We start from the raw sequence: 19322 nt of genomic DNA, 5'->3' as shown, positions 1-19322 counted from the left end.
TTTCCTGATTATGCCGCAACGGTGATAACAGTAAGGATAGGTAGGCACAGGGCTGCGTCATGGCATGGCGCTAAGACGACAGGGAGCGCCGCAGTGCTCCCTGCGGATTACAGCCGGAAATTGCCCACCAGCTTGTCGAGCTGACCGGAGAGCTGCTGCAGTCCTCGGCTGGAATCGGTAAGGCGGTGGGCAATGTCGGTAGTCTCCATGGTGAGCAGGTTGATATCTTCCACGTTGCGGTTGATCTCGCCCACCACGCTGGATTGCTCCTCGGTGGCGGTGGCGACCTGGATGTTCATGTCGCTTATCTGGGTGATGTGCGAGGTGATATGACCCAGAGCCTCGTTGGCCTTGTCGGCTTGTGCCACCACGGCCAGGCTCTGGCTGCGCCCCTCGGCCATGGCACTCACGGCGCGGGCGGACTGAGCCTGCAGGCTGTTGATCATCTTCTGGATCTCCTCGGTGGAGGCGGCGGAGCGGCTGGCGAGGTTGCGTACTTCGTCGGCCACCACGGCGAAGCCACGACCCTGTTCACCGGCCCGTGCGGCCTCGATGGCGGCGTTGAGTGCCAGCAGGTTGGTCTGCTCCGAGATGCTGCGGATGGTGTCGAGTATGCTGCCGATGGCATCGGTCTGACCGGCCAAAGAGCCAATTACGCCGGAGACCTCTTCCAGCTCGTTGGAGAGCCCCACTATGCCGTGGCGGGCTTGCGCCACCACGCCAGCCCCTGACTCTGCCTGCTCGTTGGCCTGCTTGGCGACTTCGGCGGCCAGGGAGGCATTGCCGGCTATCTCGCCGACGGTGGCTCCCATCTCGTGGATGGCGGTGGCGACCTGGACGGTGCGATCACGCTGGGCGGTGCAGTTGCGCTGGGTGAGCTGAGCCTGATTGGCGACCTCGGAGGCCGTGCTCGCCAACTGGCGCGAGTTGCTCGCCACCTCTTCGATGGCGCCATGGATGCGGGCAACGAAGTGGTTGAAGCTGCGCGCCACCTCGGCCAGCTCATCCTTGCCCTCGATCTCGGCCCGGCTGTCGAGCGCCAGATGTTCGGCCGCCTCGCCGATGTGGCGTTGCAAGAAGCTGACCCGACGACGCAGGCTGCTGAGGATCTGGCTCGAGACCAGCAAGGAGATGAGGATGGCGATCACTATGATGGCGATCATCTGGTTGCGGCCACTGCCATAACTCTCTTCACTCAGCTGGTTGCGCTGCTGGGCCTGGCTGATGAGGCCATCGAGCAGGGCGTTGGCCCCCTTGCGCATCACGCCGTAAGTCTGGCTGTAGCGATCGCGGTAGATGCCGCGCGCCACCTCCATCTGATCGTTTTCCAACGCCTGCAGCATGGGAGTCAGCTCGTCTCGCTCCATCTGTTCAAACTGGCTGAGCAGTTTCTGAGCCTCGGCCCGAGCGCTGGGATCAACTTGCGCATCCACCGCCTGCTGCATGGCCTGGCGCATCTCGGGAATGTCTTCGGTGCGCGTCTCCTTGACCCGGGTCAGTACCCCCTTCTCGTCGCGCAGGGAGCTGTCTTGCAGCAGCATCATGTCGATGCCGACCCGCATGCGCGGGATGCGCGAGGCAACCTCGGCCATGGCCCGCATCGGCGTGGCCGTGTTCTGATAGAGCTCATCAGCCTGACGCTTGATGTCGCCCATGCTGCGCAGGCTGGCGCCGCCGACCAGCAAGAGGGCGATGCAAGGCACGGTGACGGCCAGTATGAGTTGAGACTTGAGGGTGATCTTTCCTGCGAGCATGGTGACTCCTTTAAGCTGCTGGGTTGGCCGCTAATCTAGCCGCTGTCGATGACAATTAGCGGTCTGGCACTGCGTGGGCACCCGGATATCCCTACCCGGGAGGGTTGCCCGCGCGGGGCCAGGGTCATCTCAATAGTTGCAGAGCGCGCCTGGGCGCGCTCTGGTCAGTGTCATAGCCGGAAGTTGCCGACCAGTTGGTCCAGCTCGCCGGAGAGTTGTTGCAGACTACGGCTGGAAGCCGTCAGCTGGTGGGCTATGTCCGCCGTCTCCATGGTGAGCTGGTTGATGTCTTCCACGTTGCGGTTGATTTCGCCCACTACGCTGGACTGCTCTTCGGTGGCGGTGGCCACCTGGATGTTCATGTCGCTTATCTGAGTGATGTGGGAGGTGATCTGGCCCAGGGCCTCGTTGGCCTTGTCTGCCTGGTTCACCACGGCCAGGCTCTGGCTGTGCCCCTCGGCCATGGCACTCACGGCGCGGGCGGACTGAGCCTGCAGGCTGTTGATCATCTTCTGGATCTCCTCGGTGGAGGCGGCGGAGCGGCTGGCGAGGTTGCGCACCTCGTCGGCCACCACGGCGAAGCCACGACCCTGTTCACCGGCCCGGGCGGCCTCGATGGCGGCGTTGAGTGCCAGCAGGTTGGTCTGCTCCGAGATGCTGCGGATGGTGTCGAGTATGCTGCCGATGGCATCGGTCTGGCCGGCCAGGGAGCCAATCACCCCGGAGACCTCTTCCAGTTCACTGGAGAGCCCGACGATGCCGTGACGAGCCTGGGAAACCACGTCGGCTCCCGCCTCGGCCTGTTGGTTGGCCTGCTTGGCTACATCGGCGGCCAGGGAGGCGTTGCCGGCTATCTCGCCGACGGTGGCGCCCATCTCATGAATGGCGGTGGCGACCTGGACGGTACGATCTCTTTGGGCGGTGCAGTTGTGCTGGGTGAGCTGAGCCTGCTCGGCAACCTGGGCGGCGGTGGCGGCCAGTTGGCGTGAGTTGCTGGCGACCTGCTCGATGGAGCCATGGATCTTGGCCACGAAGTTGTTGAAGCCTTTGGCGACCTCGCTCAGTTCATCCTTGCCCTCGACCTTGAGACGCTGGGTCAGGTCGCCATCGCCGCTACCTAACGCCCGGAACAGGCGGGCCAGTTCGTTGAGAGGACGGCTGACCGAACCTGCCAGCACCATGCCAAGCAGCCCCATGCCCAGGGCAATGACCAGACTGACCAGCACGATGTGCAGGCGGGCCTTGTCGAGTTCGGCATAGATCTCGGCTTCGGGAACCTGCACCACCAGGTACCAGTCGAGCAGGGGAATATAGCTGGTAGCCAGCACCACTGCCTGGCCATCGACCTCGGCATGGCTGGCGGAAAACTCCTGCTTGGTGAGCAGCGCGGCGGCATCTGGGCCGGCCAGCTGACTCAGCGTATCCCGATCGATGCGGGCGGCATCCGGATGCAGTTTCACCTTGCCGCTGCCATCGGTCATGAAGACGAAGCCGCTGTCGCCGACCCGGAAGTTGGAGAGGGTGGCGACCATGGTGTCCAGGGATTTGGCGAGTCCGGCCAAGCCGCGGCCCCCCAGCTGCTGGAAGTTGACGAACAGCTTCATCTCGCCGTTGGCCTCGCGAAAGATGCTGAGCATCAGGTCCTGCTGGCTTTTGGTGTAGTCATAGAACCAGGCATCCTGGCTCTGGGTCAGGTTGCGCAGGAAGCCATCCTGGTTGTAATAGGCGGCGCTCTGCCTGTCGGCGAAGGAGGCGGTCACCAATCCGTATTGCTGGGTGAGATCCTTGAGCTGACTGATGAGGATGCCCTCCTGCTCCTTGGGCATGCCACGCGCCACCCAGTCCAGCACGAAGCGGTCATTGGCCAGCTGCTTGGCGGCGTTGGCCACCGAGTTGAGATCCTTTTCGATGTCCTTGCCGATGCGCTGGGTCAGGTTCGGCAGCTCTTGCTCGAACATGCGGGTCTCGATCAGCTGCTGGGCCGAGCGCTGGCTGAAGTAACCCACCAGCAGGCAGGAGAACACCACGGCCAGGGTGACGGTGGCGATTATTTTCTGTTTGAGGGTCAGGCTTGCAAGCATGGCGTTGACTCGGGATCCGGTTGAAAAGGAGGTCATGATATTAGCGGCCGGAAGGGGGCGTTCTTGAGCCTGGGCTGGGTTTTATTCAACGTTTGCGTTTGCGCGCACATGAGGAGGAGGATAGCTCGGTGTCATCTGGAATCAGGGGGCTCGCTGACGTCGGGGGCGAGCGGGCAGGGGAGCTTGGTACCTGTACCGGGAGCCATCTCGCCTCGTCGGGATAGAGGCTTGCGGTTCCCTGATTGCCCCTTATAGTAGGCTGCAATCATTGCAATGCCGCATCGACCCCATGGAAACTCATATGTACGCTGCTCGCCGGGAATGGACCCGCACTCTGCTTCTGTTGCTCGGCTGCCTGCCGTTGCTTGTCCTGTTCGGTGGCCAAGTCATGGCGAGTGAGCGCCCCAAAATCGCGCTGGTACTCAGTGGTGGTGGCGCCAAGGGCTCGGCCCACATCGGGGTGCTCAAGGTACTGGAAGAGAAGCGGATCCCGGTCGATATCGTCGTCGGCACCAGCATGGGCTCCTATGTGGCAGGCATGTATGCCATGGGTTATAGCGCCGAGGAGGTGGAGCGCACCACCCTGGCCATCGACTGGAACAAGGGGTATCAGGACAAGGTGGGGCGCAACGAGCTCTCCTTGCGCAAGAAGCAACAGAACGAACAGTACCAGTTGCGCACCGACATTGGCGTCAACGGCAATACGACCCAGTTGCCGGATGGTTTCTTCCAGGGCCAGTCCATGGCCAGCCTGCTGCGCTTTGCCACCTCCAACCTGCCGGTGCAAAAGAGTTTCAACGATCTGCCTATCCCCTATCGCGCGGTCGCGACCGACATGGAGACGGTGACCCCCTTCGTGCTTGAGCACGGCAGTCTCGCCAAGGCGATGCAGGCCTCCATGTCCATCCCCGGCGCACTCAAGCCGGTTGAGTGGGAGGGACACATCCTGGCCGACGGCGGTTCTGTCAACAACATGCCCGTCGATGTGGCCAAGGCCATGGGCGCCGATATCGTCATCGCGGTCGATATCAGTGCCAGATTGCGTACCAAGGAGGAGCTCAAATCCGGGCTCGCCATGATAGATCAGCTCACCACCTATATGACGCAAGTGGGTACCGAGAAGCAGAAGGCATTGATGGGGCCCAAAGATATCTTGCTGATCCCTGAGTTCGGCGGCATGGGTATCGCCGATTTTGCCCTGATGCCGGATGGCATTAAAGATGGTGAAGAGGTGGCCAGACGGGCCGCTGGCCAGCTCGATGGGTTATCGCTCTCCAAGGCGGATTATGCCGCCTATCGCAACCAGAAGCTGAGTCGCCGCGCCGAACGCAGCGGCCAGCCAGCCTACTTCATCGACAAGGTAGAGCTGGTCAACAATTCCCGCCTCTCCGACGAGACCATGATCGCCACCCTCAAGGTGCGTCCTGACAAGGTGCAGACCAACGAGAGCCTGGAAGCAGGCATTCGCCGCCTCTATGCGCTGGAGTCCTTCGATCGCATCACCTACCAGGTCGAGGAGCGCAACGGCGAGAACGTGCTGGTGGTCGATGCCAGCGAGAAGAACTGGGGGCCGGGTTATCTCAACTTCCAGCTTGGCTTCTCCGACGATTTCCAGAGCGATTCCAATTACAACGTCGGCATGTCCTACACCCTGACCAATGTGAACGATCTGGGTGCCGAGTGGCTGACCGAAGCCTCGCTCGGTACGGCCAAGCACGTCAAGACCGACTTCTACACCCCCCTTGAGTCGTCGCAGACCTTCTATGGCGAGGCGAGCCTGGGCTATGACAAGACCCAGCGTCGGCTCTTTGTCTCGCCGGACGAGGCGGGGTTCTTGCCAGTCAACTTTGTGGAGTCGGAATACAGCTTCTTCAGTGCGGATGCCTCCCTTGGGTGGAACCGTCAGCCCTGGAGCCGGGTCTCCATCGGCTTGAACGGCAAGATAGGCAATATCGAGCTGCAAAACTTCAAAGACGCCACCGTCGATGCCACCGCCTGGGGGCCTTATGTGCGCTTCGAACACGACACCCTTGATAGCCGCTATTTCCCCTATGAAGGGGTGCAGTGGGATGTCAGAGCGGGTTATACCCGGGTCTCCACGGACGATGGCACCGGCCTAGATGGCGACAAGAATTCGTCGGGTATCAGTTATCACCTCTCCCTGATCAAACCCTGGTCCTGGGACAGGCACAGTATCAACTTGTTGCTCGAGGGGGGCGGTCTGGACACCGATGAGGCTATCCCTCTCGACATTCAGGATCTCGGCGGCCTGTTCCGTCTATCCGGTTACCAACGCTATGAACTCTCCGGGCGCTACAGCCTGTTTGGTGGCTTGCGCTATATCTACCGGGTGGCGGACAACGACTTTGGCGCCCTGCGCGCTCCCCTCTATCTAGGCGGCTCCATCGAACGCGGCGGGGTCTGGAATAAGGGCGAGGATATCAGCCTGGAGAGCTCCATTCTCGCCGGTTCTGTCTATGTGGGGATAGAGAGCTTCCTCGGTCCCATCTTCCTGGGCTACGGCATGGCGGAGGGCGGGAATGATGTCATCTACCTGCAACTGGGCAGTACCTTCGAATAGGGTGAAAATGCTGACAACTTGTTAAGTTGAATTCTCTGTGTTTTCTGTTAACAGCCAAAACATCAGCAACTTTAAATGGTTAGCTGGTTTAGGTGAATAAGTGTGCAGGGATTGGATTTTAATTACTCGTTAAAACTTATATAGTGGGGGGCACCCTAAGGGTGTCCCGCAAGGACGATCGCCGCCAGCCTGGGCGAGCCCCAAAAAAGACCAAAGAGGAATTAGTCGTGCTTGAAACCTACCGTAAACACGTCGAAGAACGTGCCGCCGAGGGCGTGGTTGCCAAACCTCTGAACGCAGAGCAAGTTGCCGCACTGGTTGAACTGTTCAAGGCCCCCCCCGCCGGCGAAGAAGATTTTCTGAAAGAGCTGTTGTCCTCCCGCGTCCCGCCCGGTGTCGATGAGGCCGCCTACGTCAAGGCTGGTTTCCTGACTGCGGTCGCCAAGGGTGAAACCCTGTCGCCTATCCTGAGCGCCGCCCAGGCGGTCGAGCTGCTCGGTACCATGCAGGGTGGCTACAACATCCAGCCACTGATCGACCTGCTCGACCATGCCGAACTGGCCCCTCTTGCTGCCAAGGGCCTCTCCCATACGCTGTTGATGTTCGACTCCTTCCACGATGTGCAGGAGAAGGCCGAGGCCGGTAACACCTTCGCCAAACAGGTGCTGCAATCCTGGGCCGATGCCGACTGGTTCCTGAACCGTCCGGAGCTGGCCGAGAAGATCACCGTTACCGTCTTCAAGGTGACCGGCGAGACCAACACCGACGACCTGTCCCCGGCACCGGACGCCTGGTCCCGTCCCGATATCCCGCTCCATGCCCTGGCCATGCTGAAAAACGCGCGTCCTGGCATCACCCCGGACAGCGACGGTACCGTCGGTCCCATCAAGACCATCGACACCCTGAAAGAGCAGGGCTTCCCGCTGGCCTATGTGGGCGACGTGGTCGGTACCGGCTCTTCCCGCAAGTCCGCCACCAACTCCGTGCTCTGGTTCATGGGCGACGACATTCCCTTCGTGCCGAACAAGCGCGCCGGTGGCGTCTGCCTCGGCGGCAAGATAGCCCCCATCTTCTTCAACACCATGGAAGATGCCGGTGCCCTGCCCATCGAGGTCGATGTTGCCAAGCTGAACATGGGCGATGTGATCGACATCTTCCCCTATGAGGGCAAGATCACCCGCCACGGCACCGATGAGGTGCTGGCCGAGTTCACCCTCAAGACAGACGTGCTGATCGACGAGGTGCGTGCCGGTGGCCGTATTCCGCTGATCATTGGTCGTGGCCTGACTGACAAGGCCCGCGAGGCCTTAGGGTTGCCGTTCTCTACCGTGTTCCGTCGTCCGCAACCTGTGGCCGATACCGGCAAGGGCTACACCCTGGCCCAGAAGATGGTCGGCAAGGCGTGCGGCGTGCAGGGCATTCGTCCGGGCACCTACTGCGAGCCGAAGATGACTACCGTCGGCTCTCAGGACACCACGGGCCCCATGACTCGCGATGAACTGAAAGATCTGGCCTGTCTGGGCTTCTCCGCCGATCTGACCATGCAGTCCTTCTGCCACACCGCCGCTTATCCCAAGCCTATCGATGTGCAGACCCACCACACTCTGCCGGACTTCATCATGAACCGCGGCGGCGTCTCCCTGCGCCCGGGTGACGGTGTCATCCACTCCTGGCTCAACCGCATGCTGCTGCCTGACACAGTGGGCACAGGTGGTGACTCCCACACCCGCTTCCCAATCGGCATCTCCTTCCCGGCGGGTTCTGGCCTCGTGGCCTTCGCCGCCGCCACCGGCGTCATGCCGCTGGATATGCCGGAATCCATTCTGGTCCGCTTCAAGGGCGAACTGCAACCAGGCATCACCTTGCGTGATCTGGTCCATGCCATCCCTTACGCCGCCATCCAGAAAGGGCTGCTGACCGTCGAGAAAGCGGGCAAGAAGAACGCCTTCTCTGGCCGGATCCTCGAGATCGAAGGTCTGCCGACCCTGAAGGTGGAACAAGCCTTCGAGCTGGCCGATGCCAGTGCCGAACGCTCCGCCGCCGGTTGTACCATCAAGCTGGATCAGGCCCCCATCGCCGAGTACCTCAAGTCCAACATCGTCATGCTGAAATGGATGCTCTCCGAAGGCTACGGCGATGTGCGCACCATCACCCGTCGTATCAAGGGAATGGAAGAGTGGCTGGCCAATCCGGTATTGATGGAAGCGGACAAGGATGCCGAGTACGCCGAAATCATCGAGATCGATCTGGCTACCATCAAGGAGCCTATCCTCTGTGCGCCTAACGATCCGGACGATGCCCGTCTGCTGAGCGACGTGGCTGGCGACAAGATTGACGAGGTGTTCATCGGTTCCTGCATGACCAACATCGGTCACTTCCGTGCCGCCGGCAAGCTGCTGGACAAGTACCAGGGCTCACTGCCGACCCGGATGTGGATAGCGCCGCCGACCAAGATGGACCGCGACCAGCTGACCGAAGAGGGCTACTACGGCATCTTCGGCCGGGTCGGTGCGCGCATCGAGATCCCGGGCTGCTCCCTGTGCATGGGGAACCAGGCACGGGTTGCGGAAGGAGCCTCGGTGGTCTCTACCTCCACCCGCAACTTCCCGAACCGTCTGGGCAAGGGTGCCAACGTCTATCTGGCGTCTGCCGAGCTGGCCGCCGTTGCGGCTATCCTGGGCAAGATCCCGACCGTGGCCGAGTACCTGCAGTACGCCAAGACCCTGGATGCCACTGCGGCTGATACCTATCGTTACCTCAACTTCAACGAGATCGCCTCCTACACCCAGAAGGCCGATGCGGTGATTTTGCAACAAGCGGTATAAGGGAGTAGGCGCCGAACCGGCGCCAGCACTCTGATAAAAAGCCCCGGTCGATGCCGGGGCTTTTTCGTCTGTGCACCGGATGGAAAGCTGGTGACCTGAGTTGCGAATGCCATTGAACAAAAAATGATCTAGGCCATGAAAGTCGCCGCCGGGCCGCAGTATCATCTGCCGCCTCTGGACTGTGGCAAGGGAGGCGCGCAGTTTACCGTTAGAAGAAAGGGCGACGCCACGAAGGCCGCCATCCTCTCATGTCATGGGTATACCACCTTATGTTCCTGTTCGGGTTCGATATCTCAAGACCTGGCTGGCGCCTTCTGAGCGCCGTCCTGGTCTTCGCCCTGCCCATGTCGGTGGGGCTGCAGGAGCTGCATGCCAACTATCTACGTACGCTTGATCGGCAGTCTGAACGGGCCGCGACCCAGGCCGTGCAGTTGATGGAGAGGATGCTTGACCATGTCGAAGAGGCCAACCGCAAGGTAGCCCACCTGGTCAATCACCCCTGCCAGTCCACCCTCCTCACTCTGCGCAAGCAGGTGGCGCTGGTGCCCTTCGTGCGCAGCCTCAACCTGGTCGATGGCCATGGAGTCTACTGCAACTCGGTGATGGGCAAGGTGCAGTGGCACGATGAGCCAGGTGCCTACAGTGAAGGTCTCTTGCGTCTGCTGCCGGGTCATGCGGAACTGAGCAGCCAACCCATGCTGGCGATACGCACCGAGAGCGGGCACGGCGCCGTCCTCAGCACCATCGACAGGGAGTATCTGAAGATGATACTGACCCTGAGTGCGCCCCACGGCGGCGAAGTACTACTCCAGGTTGGGGAAGAGTGGCTGGATCACCTGGGGCAGCTGATGGGCAGGGAGCCCAGCTTGCCAGCCCTGGCTCCCCATAGCGTCCAGTCGAGGCGCTACCCCCTCTCCATCTACGCCGGCCTGGCGCTGCCTTCCAGCTGGTATTCGCTCTGGCAGGTCAGGCACCTGACCATCTTGATGCTGCTGGGCTTCTCCCTGATCATCTCGCTGCTGGTGTGGTGGCTGCTGGGGCGGCCTCGCTCCATGGAGGGGGAGCTGAAACGGGCGTTGCGGGCCCGGGAGTTCCTGCCCTACCTGCAACCCCTGGTGGCCAGCGACGGTGGCAAGCTGATGGGGGCCGAAGTGCTGATGCGCTGGCAACACCCCAGCTCCGGGCTTATCCGCCCCGACCTGTTCATTCCCCAGGCGGAGGAGTGCGGCGTGATAGTGCCCATGACGGCCCAGCTGATGCAGACGGTAGCCCAGCAATTGGCGAGCTGGCAGGACAAGCTGTCGGACGGCTTTCATATCGGCTTCAACATCAGTGCCGTTCACTGCCGGGACTTCTCCCTGCTGGCGGAGTGCCGCGCCTTTCTCGCCCATTTTATCCCGGGGCGGGTGGTATTGGTGCTGGAGCTGACCGAACGGGAGTTGCTGGTGGCCGATCCCCACACCCTCTCCCTGTTTCGGCAACTGGACGAGATGGGAGTAAAGCTGGCCATCGATGATTTTGGCACCGGCCACTCCAGCCTGGTGTATCTGCAGCAGTTCCGGGTGGATTACCTCAAGATCGATAAGTCCTTCATCGGCCGCATCGGCACCGAGTCGCTGTCCGAGCACATAGTGGACAACGTCATCGACCTTGGCAGCCGGCTCGGCGTGGCCCTGATCGCCGAAGGGGTCGAGACCCGCCAGCAGGCTGACTACCTCAGGGGCAAGGTGGCCTATCTGCAGGGCTATCTGCTGGGTCGCCCGGTGCCGCTGCCCCGGTTCTGCGGGGAGTTGAGATCCTCGGCGCCGCCGACACCGTGCGGGGTCGAGCTTGCACCCTGTCCCTGAGGCGGCATGCCGCACGCCATCGGCTGGCGACCTGAGCGGGCATCATCAATGCTCGTATTTTGAGCGATTAGGGTCCTGTTCAGCGGGGGGTTGCTAGAATGGCGCCTCTTTCATGAGCGGGATCTACTATGCGCTATTTCTCCGGTGTCGATACGGTCAGGCCCAGAGTGCTGATCACCTTGCTGGTGTTCGCGTTGCCCATGCTGTTCGGCAGCTGGGCGCTGCTGGTTCGTTATCGGGCCGATCTGCAGTGGGAGTCGAGACAGGCTGCGACCCATACCCTGGGATTGATGGAGACCATGCTGGCCCATGCCGAGGAGGCCAATGGTCAGGCATTGCCGTTTCTGGGCAAACCCTGCGCCACGGCGATGCCGACCCTCAGGGCGCTGGTCGCCATGGTGCCTTTCGTGCGTTCGGTCAACCTGAGTGAGGGGAACCGCGTCTATTGCACCTCCCAGTTTGGCCTGCGGGAGATCCCCTATACCGCCGATCAGTACAGCCAGGGTCGCCTGAGATTGATGGCGGGAAATCTGGTACGGCAACAGCATCCCATCCTCTCGGTACGAGCTGTCTCGCCACAGGGGGCCGTCATGACCCTGATCGATGGGGATTACCTCAACTTCATGCTGAATCTCAACCAGAGAGCCATGCCCGTCATGCTCAGGGTTGGTGATTGCTGGCTCGATGATCAGGGCCACTTTTTCGCCGCCGAGCCCCTCCTGGCGAGCCAGGATCATGTGCGGATCCAGTCGGCCGCCTACCCCCTCTCCATCTATGCTGGCTACGCCTCCTCTCCTACGCTCATGGGGTTGTGGCAGCATCACGGTTTCGGGCTTTGGCTGCTGTCCGGCTTCAGCGCCAGCTTTGCCTGCATCATGTGGTGGCTGCTGGGTCGACCCCGCTCGCCTATCCACGAGCTTGCTCGTGCCTTGCAGGCCAGGGAGTTTGTTCCCTTCCTGCAACCTCTGGTGGCAAGTGACAGCGAGCAACTGGTGGGAGCCGAGGTATTGATGCGTTGGCAGCATCCTGATGCGGGACTGATCCGTCCGGATCTATTCATTCCCCAGGCGGAGGCCAGCGGCCTGATCGTACCCATGACCGACCTCATCATGACGGAGGTGGGGGAGGTGCTGGCCGCCAGGCAGGCATGCTTGCCGGATGGCTTTCACATCAGCTTCAACATCAGTGCGGCCCATTGCCGCGATGATCGCCTACTGCGTGAGTGTCGTGCTTTCCTTGCGCGCTTCACGCCAGGCAAGGTGGTGCTGGTGCTTGAGCTGACCGAGCGGGATCTGCTGGTGGCGGATCCCCATACCCTCTCCCTGTTCCGTCAACTGGACGCACTGGGTGTGCAACTGGCCATGGATGACTTTGGCACCGGGCACTCCAGTCTGGTCTACCTGCAGCAGTTCCATGTGGACTATCTCAAGATCGACAAGTCCTTCATCGGTCGCATCGGCACCGAATCGTTGTCCGAACACATAGTCGACAACGTGATCGATCTCGGCGGTCGGCTTGGTCTGGCGCTGGTCGCCGAGGGGATCGAAACCCGATTGCAGGCCGATTATCTCAAGGGCAAGGTGACTTACTTGCAGGGCTATCTGTTTGGTCGTCCTGTGCCGGTACGGCAATTTTGTGATGAGCGTTTGACGGGGAATTCCGTGTCAGCCATCGATGCCGAAGGGACGCTCCTTGCGCCGGCCTGAGCCGAACCGGTGACGACCAGGGCATGACGGTATTGCTGTCTGCCTGATGAAAAGCCCCGGCGAGTGCCGGGGTTTTCTTTTGTGTCGTCAAACAGAGGGTCAGGCGGAGAAACCACCGTCAATGGTCAGGCTGGCCCCCGTGATATAGCCTGCTTCGGGGCCAGCCAGATAGGCGACGAAGCTGGCGATCTCCTCATCCTTGCCGTAGCGTGCCAGGGCCATCAGGCCCTTGAGCTGTTCCGCCGACTCACCGTCAGCCGGGTTCATGTCGGTATCGACCGGGCCTGGCTGCACGTTGTTCACCGTGATGCCCCGCGGGCCCAGATCCCGGGCCATGCCCTTGGTCAAACCGACCAGGGCCGACTTGCTCATGGCGTAGATTGAGCCACCCGCGACGGGGATGCGGTCTGCGTTGGTACTGCCGATGTTGATGATGCGCCCTCCGTTCTCCATGTGGTGCGCGGCCTCCTGACTGGCCACGAACACGCTGCGAATGTTGACCGCCAGGGTACGATCGAGGGCATCCAGAGTCAGCTCCTCAATGTTGCCCCACACCAGTACCCCGGCATTGTTGACCAGGATGTCCAGTCGACCGAAGGTGGTGACGGCCTGGCGTATGGCGTGCTGAACGGCCACGGCATCTGCGCTGTCGGCACGGATGGCCAGCGCCTTGCCGCCTGCGGCGGTGATGGCCGCGGCTATCTCGTCCGCCTTGCCGGCCGAAGAGACGTAGGTGAAGGCCACGGCGGCGCCGTCGCGGGCGAGGCGTTTGACAATGGCGGCACCAATGCCGCGCGAACCGCCCTGTACGAAGGCAACCTGTCCACTGAGTGATTTGACGGTCAACATCTGATATCTCCTGTCTGAAAATGAAGTCATGTCTGAGCGAGTTGGGAACTAGAGCCCATTCAGCCAGGAAGCAAAAGTGGCGTTGAATGAACCTGTGAACAGTGTGATTGATTCCTTGAGATTGATTAAGTGGCTATTATTCCAATCTCTATTTCCCTGAAGGACTGAATAGGTGGCCACACAAGATCCCTTTCTGAGTGTCAGGCACTTTGTCGCCGTGGCGCAGTCGGGCAGCTTTACCACGGCGGCGCTGGCACTGGGGCTGACCGGTTCGGCGCTGAGCAAAAGCATAGTGCGCCTGGAGGCGCGACTGGGGGTCAAGCTGCTGCACAGAACCACCCGTCGGGTCAGTCTGACCCTGGAGGGAGAGGCGTATCTGGCCAGTTGCCTCCAGGCTACCCGGGTGCTGGAGGAGGCGGAAAGCAGCTTCTCATCGGGGCAACGAAACCCGTCGGGTCGGGTCCGCATCGATCTTCCCGCTGCGTTTGGCCGTCGGCATGTGCTGCCACTCCTGCTGGATTTGGCTAGTCGCCATCCGCAGCTGGATCTGTCGGTGACCTTCAACGAGCGCAAGGTCGATCTTATTGAGGCCAACATCGATCTGGTGGTGCGGATTGGCGCGCTGGAGGATCAGGCCGACCTCGTTGCGCGTCGTCTGGGGGAGCAGAAGCTGGTCATCTGCGGGGCGCCCTCCTATCTGGCCCGGCGCGGGGCCCCCCTGACCCCGGATGAGTTGTCACGGCACGACTGCATCATCGATTGGCGATCTGGCTATCGTCATCGCTGGCTACTCAACAATGGCGCGGGCCAGACCGAGGCGTACGACATACAGGTGCGCCATGAAATGGGAGATGGTGAGGCGGTACGGGCCGCGGCCCTGGCTGGCCTAGGCCTGGTTCAGGTGCCGACCTGGCTGGTGAGCGAGCAATTGGCCTCGGGCGCCCTGATCCCCGTGCTTATTGATCAGTCCGGTGGCGAGATGCCGATCAATGTCATCTGGGCCCGCAGCCAGCACATGCAGCTCAAGCTGCGCGTCGTGGTCGATGCCTTGCTGCTGGCGGCGCAAGCGAGTGGCAGTGGTTTCCGGGCTCGCTGAGTCTGTGTCGTCACTGTCCGGCAGTCACATGCGAGCCAGGGAGGCATCTTGTGCCCGCGAGGTGTCGTGACCTATTTGCTCAGGGATTGCAGCCAGTTCGCCAGCTTCTCATGGGGGCTGCCGGGAATCGGTGGCGCGGCGGCGAGCAGGTGATAGCCGGTGCCATCCGGGATGAATCCGAGCGGGGCGGCCAGCAGGCCGGCGGCGACATCGTCGCACACCAGCCGGTAGGGCCCGATGGCGACGCCAAGACCCGCCACGGCGGCCTGCAGGCTGAAGTAGAAGTGTTCGAAGGTCTGGGTCGGCGCCTCGTCGCTTGCACTCTGTCCGGCCTGTTCCTGCCAGCTTTGCCAGGCGGCGGGACGGGTCTTGGTGTGCAGGCGGGGGGCAGAGGGGTGCAGCGCCGGCAGTTCCCCTTGTGGCTCGAAAAACTGCGCCACCTTGCCCGGCTGACAGACGGGCCCCGTTAGCTCCTCAAACAGCAGCTGGCTGTAAAGGTCATCAGGCCAGTGAAAGTCGTTGCGCCGAATGGCGAGATCGATGCCGCTGCCAAAGCTGAGGGCGCCACCGCCCGCCATCAGATGCACGTCCAGCTCGGGGTGCAGGGCTTGAAAGGCGGGCCAGCGCGGGATCAGCCAGCGCATCAGCAGAGTGGGTTCGCAGGAGATGACCAGCGACTGGGGCTTGCTCTGCTGGCGCAGGGCCTGCGCCGTCTCCCGGATCCTGCCCAGCCCTTCTCTGACGGCCTCATGGAGCCTGCTGCCCGCCTCGCTCAGAAAGACCCGGCGCTGGCGGCGCTCGAACAGCCTGATCCCCAGATCCTCCTCCAGCAGGCGTACTGCCCGGCTGATGGCGCCATGGGTGAGATGCAGCTCATCGGCGGCGCGGCTGAAGTTTTCGGTGCGAGCCGCCACCTCGAAACAGCGCAGTGCCGTCAGGGAGGGAAGGGAGAGGTCTTTCTGTGAGTTTTTATCACCATTCATGTCAGAAGTTATCGTTAGTTACTGGTGTATATACCAAATAAAATAACCGATACCTCTCAGGATTAGGACTCTTTTTTATGACCGAACTGTTAGCCGTAGTGGCCATTACCTTCTTTGCCGTCATCAGCCCTGGGCCCGATTTTGCCATGGTGTCGCGCAACAGCCTGCTGCTCTCCCGTCGCACCGGCGTGCTGACGGCGCTCGGCATAGCGGCCGGGGTCTGCGTCCATGTGACCTACACCCTGCTGGGGGTCGGCCTGCTGATCCAGCAGTCGCTCTGGTTGTTCAACCTCATCAAGCTGGCAGGGGCCGCCTACCTCATCTTCCTCGGCATCAAGATGTTGCGCGCCAGGCCTGTGACCCATGAGGAGATGGCCAGCCAGCCGACCCTCTCCAGCCTGGGGGCACTGCGCACCGGGTTTCTGACCAATGTGCTCAACCCCAAGACCACCATCTTTATCGTCAGCTTGTTCATGCAGGTGGTACAGCCGCAGACGCCACTTGGCGTCCAGCTTGGCTATGGCACCTTCATCGTACTGGCCCACGGGGTCTGGTTCAGTGCGGTGGCACTTTTCTTCTCCACCGCGTCGGTACGGGTCCGTCTCTTGGCGGTGCGCCACTGGATCGACCGGGTGTTTGGTGGCTTGCTGGTGGGGTTCGGCATGCTACTGGCACTGACCCAGCAATCGCGCTGAGGGAGTGGGGGAGTCATCCCCCTTATCCACCCTCGACTGTAGGGGCTTGTTTTTCATGCCTTGTGGTTCACTTTTCGGTAGAATCACCGCTCATTTTGAAGTCAGATGAGGCGCGGTATGACGGTCCAGTTCCAGGCATTTCACAGCATCAAGGCGATTGATAATCGGGAGGTGCTGTTCAACTGGTCCAGAACCAATCCCCTCGGCGCCCTGGATCAGGTGTGGCGCCCGAAAAACCGCGACGAACTGCAGCGACTGCTGCGCGAACAGCCCGGCCGCAAGATCCGGCTGATTGGCTCAGGCCTCTCCTTTGAACCCATCCACAGCGTCTATGCCGAAGGCAATCAGGCGCTGCTGGTGGATCTCTGCCAAATGACCGGCCAGCTCGGGGTGACGGAAGAGAGCGTCACCTATCATGCTGCGACCCCGCTGGATGCCCTGTATGCCGATCTCATCGCCATGGATCGCATGCTGCCGGCATCCCCCGGGGTGATCGGCATCCAGACCCTGGGCGGCGCGCTCAGTACGGGCACCCATGGTCAGGGGCTGCATCAGGCGGCCCTGTGCGATGCCGTGCTGGCCCTGCGCATCATGCTGGCTGATGGCGAGATCCGCACCATTGACCGCGCACATCCCGAATTTGGCGCCTTCGTCATGGGGCTGGGGCTGCTTGGCATACTGCTTGAGGTGACCCTGCGCACCGTGCCAAATCGCATCATGCGCTGCACCAAGTTCACCACCGACTACCCCTTCCTGCTGGCACACAACGAGCGGCTCAATCGCGAGCATGGCTTCGTGAAGAGCTGGTGGTTTGCCTGGACAGGCGAGAGTCATGTCTGGCTGGTGGATCCCGCCTCCGAGGAGGAGGTGGCCCGTTACCGCGCCGCAGGCAGCGAGCCCCTGCTGCTGGAGGACGGCACTGACACTGCCATGAATGCCACCATAGATGCCACCTTGCAGAAGATGGGCAAGGACACCAAGGACGAGTCCCAGGCCGGAGAGCACTTCGAGACGGTGCGCCGCTTCAAGGATGCCACGGATCTGGTGGGCAACGTTTATCAGATCCTCTGCAAGGGGATACCTGCGCCCCAGATCAACTGCGAGGTAGCGGTGCCGCTTCATCGCATGCAGGAGGCGCTGGAGATACTGCAGGCATGGCAAGAGGCCAACCCGGGCGTGCTGCACTACCCCTTCATCCTGCGCTGTACCGGGCCTTCCGAGGCTTGGCTCAGCGGCGCCTATCAACAGGATGTATGCTGGATAGGCTTCCTCGTCTACCTGGCGGCGGATGGCACCTTCGTGGGCGGCTCCATGGAGCAGATGCGCGAACTGCAACAGCTGCTGGTGCCGCTCGGCGGCATTCCGCATTTTGGCAAGCATCTGGCAATGGATCTCTACGACTTTCCGGCCCTGTTGCCGCGCTGGCATGAGTTCATGGCGCTCAAGGCCGAACTGGATCCCCAGAGCCGTTTCGAGAACCGCTGGCTGGGCCAGCTGTTTGCCCCGGCAGCAGGAGAGAGCCATGACTGACAATCAGGACACCCGTATTCCCGTGACCCTGCTGACCGGCTTTCTCGGCAGCGGCAAGACCACGTTGCTCAACCACTGGGTCAAGCAACCCGAGCTCGGCGAGTGCGCCGTGCTCATCAACGAGTTCGGCTCGGTCGGGCTGGATCACCATCTGGTGCAGCAGATCGACGAGCAGGTGGTGCTGCTCGATTCCGGCTGCATCTGCTGCTCGGTGCAGGGCTCTCTGGTGGAGGCGTTGCAGGGGCTGTTCATGAAGGCCATCCAGCGCAAGATCAAGCCGTTCAAGCGGCTCATCATCGAGACCACTGGCCTGGCCGACCCCGCTCCCGTGCTGTTCACCCTGACCGAGGAGGGGTTTATCGCCCAGCGCTACCGCTTCGACGGCACTGTGACTGTGGTGGATGCCGGTCATATCGAGCAGCAGCTGGCCAGCCAGTACGAGGCGGTCAAGCAGGTGGCACTGGCGGATCTGCTGGTGGTCAGCAAGGGCGATCTGGTGGATGGGGAGACCCTGGCGCGTGTCAACGCCCAGCTGGTGGCCCTCAACCCGGCGGCCCCCGTGGAACATGTCACTCAGGGCGCGCTCTCCCCGACTGTGCTGGAGACCCTAGGTGCTTACAACGAAGGGGCGGGACGGGATGCGCGTCGTCTGCTCGCCTGGTTGCGTACCGAGTCTTCCAAGCAGGGGCTGGCCTCGCCGATGCAACCTCGGCTGACGCCAGCCAGCGGCAAGGTAGGTCTGGCGGCGCCGACCCACTTCGAGCATGGCAACATAGAGAGCTTCTCCCTGCGGATCGGTGAGCCCCTCAAACCGGCCCGGTTACTGGCCGCCATCGAGGCGGTGCAGCTTGCTCACGGGGATGCCCTGCTGCGGCTCAAGGGCATATTGCAGTTGGAGGGGGAGAGCCAGCCCGTGGTGATCCACGGCGTACACGGCCAGCTCTATCCGCTGCAGACCCTTCTCGACTGGCCGGAAGGGCGCGCCCAGTCCAGGTTGGTATTCATCGTCAGGTGCGCCGATAGGGCAGCTATCGAGGCCCTGTTCCTGGGAACCCTCAAGGCCCCCGAACCCAGCATGGAGGAGCGGCTGAAGGCCATGCTGGGTTCGCCGGACGCTTAATTCGAGTGAGGGGCAGGATGGTGAGCAGATCCTGGCCCTGTCCTTGGCCGGTCAGCCCCAAGGGAGGCTTATACGGCTTGCTCGCCACCTGGTTTGCTCCCTGAGCGCGTAGTTGCACGAAGTCGGCCGGAGTGAAGTAGAAGGAGAGCAGGGTCGCCAGGGGGGCTGCATGCCCCTCAGTGAGAGCCCGGCACAGCAGGAGGTCTGGCTGCTCAGTTGCATCGAGCTGTTTCCAAGGGCCTCACCCCCCTCAAC

At 61.9% G+C, this 19322-nt stretch carries 12 protein-coding genes; 8 read left to right on the top strand and 4 right to left on the bottom strand.

Annotated elements, in window-relative coordinates; translation table 11 throughout:
- Positions 1-107: 107 nt before the first annotated feature.
- Positions 108-1754 carry a methyl-accepting chemotaxis protein gene (locus tag ACSMDR_RS09345; RefSeq protein WP_005891196.1) on the bottom strand — a complete coding sequence of 549 codons (1647 nt, stop codon included), beginning with the start codon at positions 1752-1754 and terminating at the stop codon, positions 108-110.
- A gap of 170 nt (positions 1755-1924) precedes the next feature.
- Positions 1925-3835: a methyl-accepting chemotaxis protein gene (locus tag ACSMDR_RS09340; RefSeq protein ID WP_436468014.1), complete on the bottom strand. Its 1911-nt coding sequence runs from the start codon at positions 3833-3835 to the stop codon at positions 1925-1927.
- Between the two features lie 301 nt (positions 3836-4136).
- On the opposite strand from ACSMDR_RS09340, the gene ACSMDR_RS09335 reads away from it, so the two are divergent.
- From ACSMDR_RS09335 to ACSMDR_RS09320, 4 genes are all read left to right on the top strand, one after another.
- Positions 4137-6416 carry a patatin-like phospholipase family protein gene (locus tag ACSMDR_RS09335; RefSeq protein ID WP_436468013.1) on the top strand — a complete coding sequence of 760 codons (2280 nt, stop codon included), beginning with the start codon at positions 4137-4139 and terminating at the stop codon, positions 6414-6416.
- 227 nt (positions 6417-6643) lie between these two features.
- Complete coding sequence (acnB, locus tag ACSMDR_RS09330; RefSeq protein WP_436468012.1) at positions 6644-9241, top strand: bifunctional aconitate hydratase 2/2-methylisocitrate dehydratase; 2598 nt, start codon at positions 6644-6646, stop codon at positions 9239-9241.
- Between the two features lie 269 nt (positions 9242-9510).
- Positions 9511-11088 (top strand): EAL domain-containing protein, encoded by a 1578-nt coding sequence (locus ACSMDR_RS09325; RefSeq protein ID WP_436468237.1) that lies wholly within the window; start codon positions 9511-9513, stop codon positions 11086-11088.
- A 128-nt stretch (positions 11089-11216) separates the two neighbouring features.
- On the top strand, positions 11217-12794 hold the full coding sequence (locus ACSMDR_RS09320; protein ID WP_436468011.1) for an EAL domain-containing protein: 1578 nt from the start codon (positions 11217-11219) through the stop codon (positions 12792-12794).
- Between the two features lie 99 nt (positions 12795-12893).
- On the opposite strand, the gene ACSMDR_RS09315 is transcribed toward ACSMDR_RS09320, so the two are convergent.
- Entirely contained in the window at positions 12894-13643 is a 750-nt protein-coding gene (locus ACSMDR_RS09315) for a 3-oxoacyl-ACP reductase family protein (protein ID WP_436468010.1), read from the bottom strand.
- 172 nt (positions 13644-13815) lie between these two features.
- Between ACSMDR_RS09315 and ACSMDR_RS09310 the strand changes: the two genes are divergently transcribed.
- Positions 13816-14739 carry a LysR family transcriptional regulator gene (locus ACSMDR_RS09310; protein ID WP_436468009.1) on the top strand — a complete coding sequence of 308 codons (924 nt, stop codon included), beginning with the start codon at positions 13816-13818 and terminating at the stop codon, positions 14737-14739.
- Between the two features lie 71 nt (positions 14740-14810).
- Here ACSMDR_RS09310 and ACSMDR_RS09305 read toward each other — a convergent pair whose 3' ends face one another.
- Positions 14811-15722 carry a LysR family transcriptional regulator gene (locus ACSMDR_RS09305; RefSeq protein WP_436468008.1) on the bottom strand — a complete coding sequence of 304 codons (912 nt, stop codon included), beginning with the start codon at positions 15720-15722 and terminating at the stop codon, positions 14811-14813.
- Positions 15723-15799: 77 nt separating this feature from the next.
- Here ACSMDR_RS09305 and ACSMDR_RS09300 point away from each other — a divergent pair, with 77 nt between their 5' ends.
- From ACSMDR_RS09300 to ACSMDR_RS09290, 3 genes are all read left to right on the top strand, one after another.
- Positions 15800-16417 (top strand): LysE family translocator, encoded by a 618-nt coding sequence (locus ACSMDR_RS09300; RefSeq protein ID WP_436468007.1) that lies wholly within the window; start codon positions 15800-15802, stop codon positions 16415-16417.
- A gap of 117 nt (positions 16418-16534) precedes the next feature.
- Positions 16535-17947, top strand: a complete 1413-nt coding sequence (locus tag ACSMDR_RS09295; RefSeq protein WP_436468006.1) for a D-arabinono-1,4-lactone oxidase — start codon at positions 16535-16537, stop codon at positions 17945-17947.
- On the top strand, positions 17940-19067 hold the full coding sequence (locus ACSMDR_RS09290) for a CobW family GTP-binding protein (RefSeq protein WP_436468005.1): 1128 nt from the start codon (positions 17940-17942) through the stop codon (positions 19065-19067). Before ACSMDR_RS09295 ends, ACSMDR_RS09290 begins: the two co-directional genes overlap by 8 nt.
- Positions 19068-19322: the final 255 nt, after the last annotated feature.

This window comes from Aeromonas molluscorum (assembly GCF_051376105.1).
In the GTDB taxonomy this organism is placed as follows: domain Bacteria; phylum Pseudomonadota; class Gammaproteobacteria; order Enterobacterales; family Aeromonadaceae; genus Aeromonas; species Aeromonas molluscorum.
This window is presented reverse-complemented; position numbering and strand designations above follow the sequence as displayed.

Coding starts and splice junctions, on each gene's coding strand:
- ACSMDR_RS09345 (WP_005891196.1), bottom strand. CDS start 1,754: ATGCTCGCAGGAAAGATCACCCTCAAGTCTCAACTCATACTGGCCGTC.
- ACSMDR_RS09340 (WP_436468014.1), bottom strand. CDS start 3,835: ATGCTTGCAAGCCTGACCCTCAAACAGAAAATAATCGCCACCGTCACC.
- ACSMDR_RS09335 (WP_436468013.1), top strand. CDS start 4,137: ATGTACGCTGCTCGCCGGGAATGGACCCGCACTCTGCTTCTGTTGCTC.
- ACSMDR_RS09325 (WP_436468237.1), top strand. CDS start 9,511: ATGTTCCTGTTCGGGTTCGATATCTCAAGACCTGGCTGGCGCCTTCTG.
- ACSMDR_RS09320 (WP_436468011.1), top strand. CDS start 11,217: ATGCGCTATTTCTCCGGTGTCGATACGGTCAGGCCCAGAGTGCTGATC.
- ACSMDR_RS09315 (WP_436468010.1), bottom strand. CDS start 13,643: ATGTTGACCGTCAAATCACTCAGTGGACAGGTTGCCTTCGTACAGGGC.
- ACSMDR_RS09305 (WP_436468008.1), bottom strand. CDS start 15,722: ATGAATGGTGATAAAAACTCACAGAAAGACCTCTCCCTTCCCTCCCTG.
- ACSMDR_RS09300 (WP_436468007.1), top strand. CDS start 15,800: ATGACCGAACTGTTAGCCGTAGTGGCCATTACCTTCTTTGCCGTCATC.
- ACSMDR_RS09295 (WP_436468006.1), top strand. CDS start 16,535: ATGACGGTCCAGTTCCAGGCATTTCACAGCATCAAGGCGATTGATAAT.
- ACSMDR_RS09290 (WP_436468005.1), top strand. CDS start 17,940: ATGACTGACAATCAGGACACCCGTATTCCCGTGACCCTGCTGACCGGC.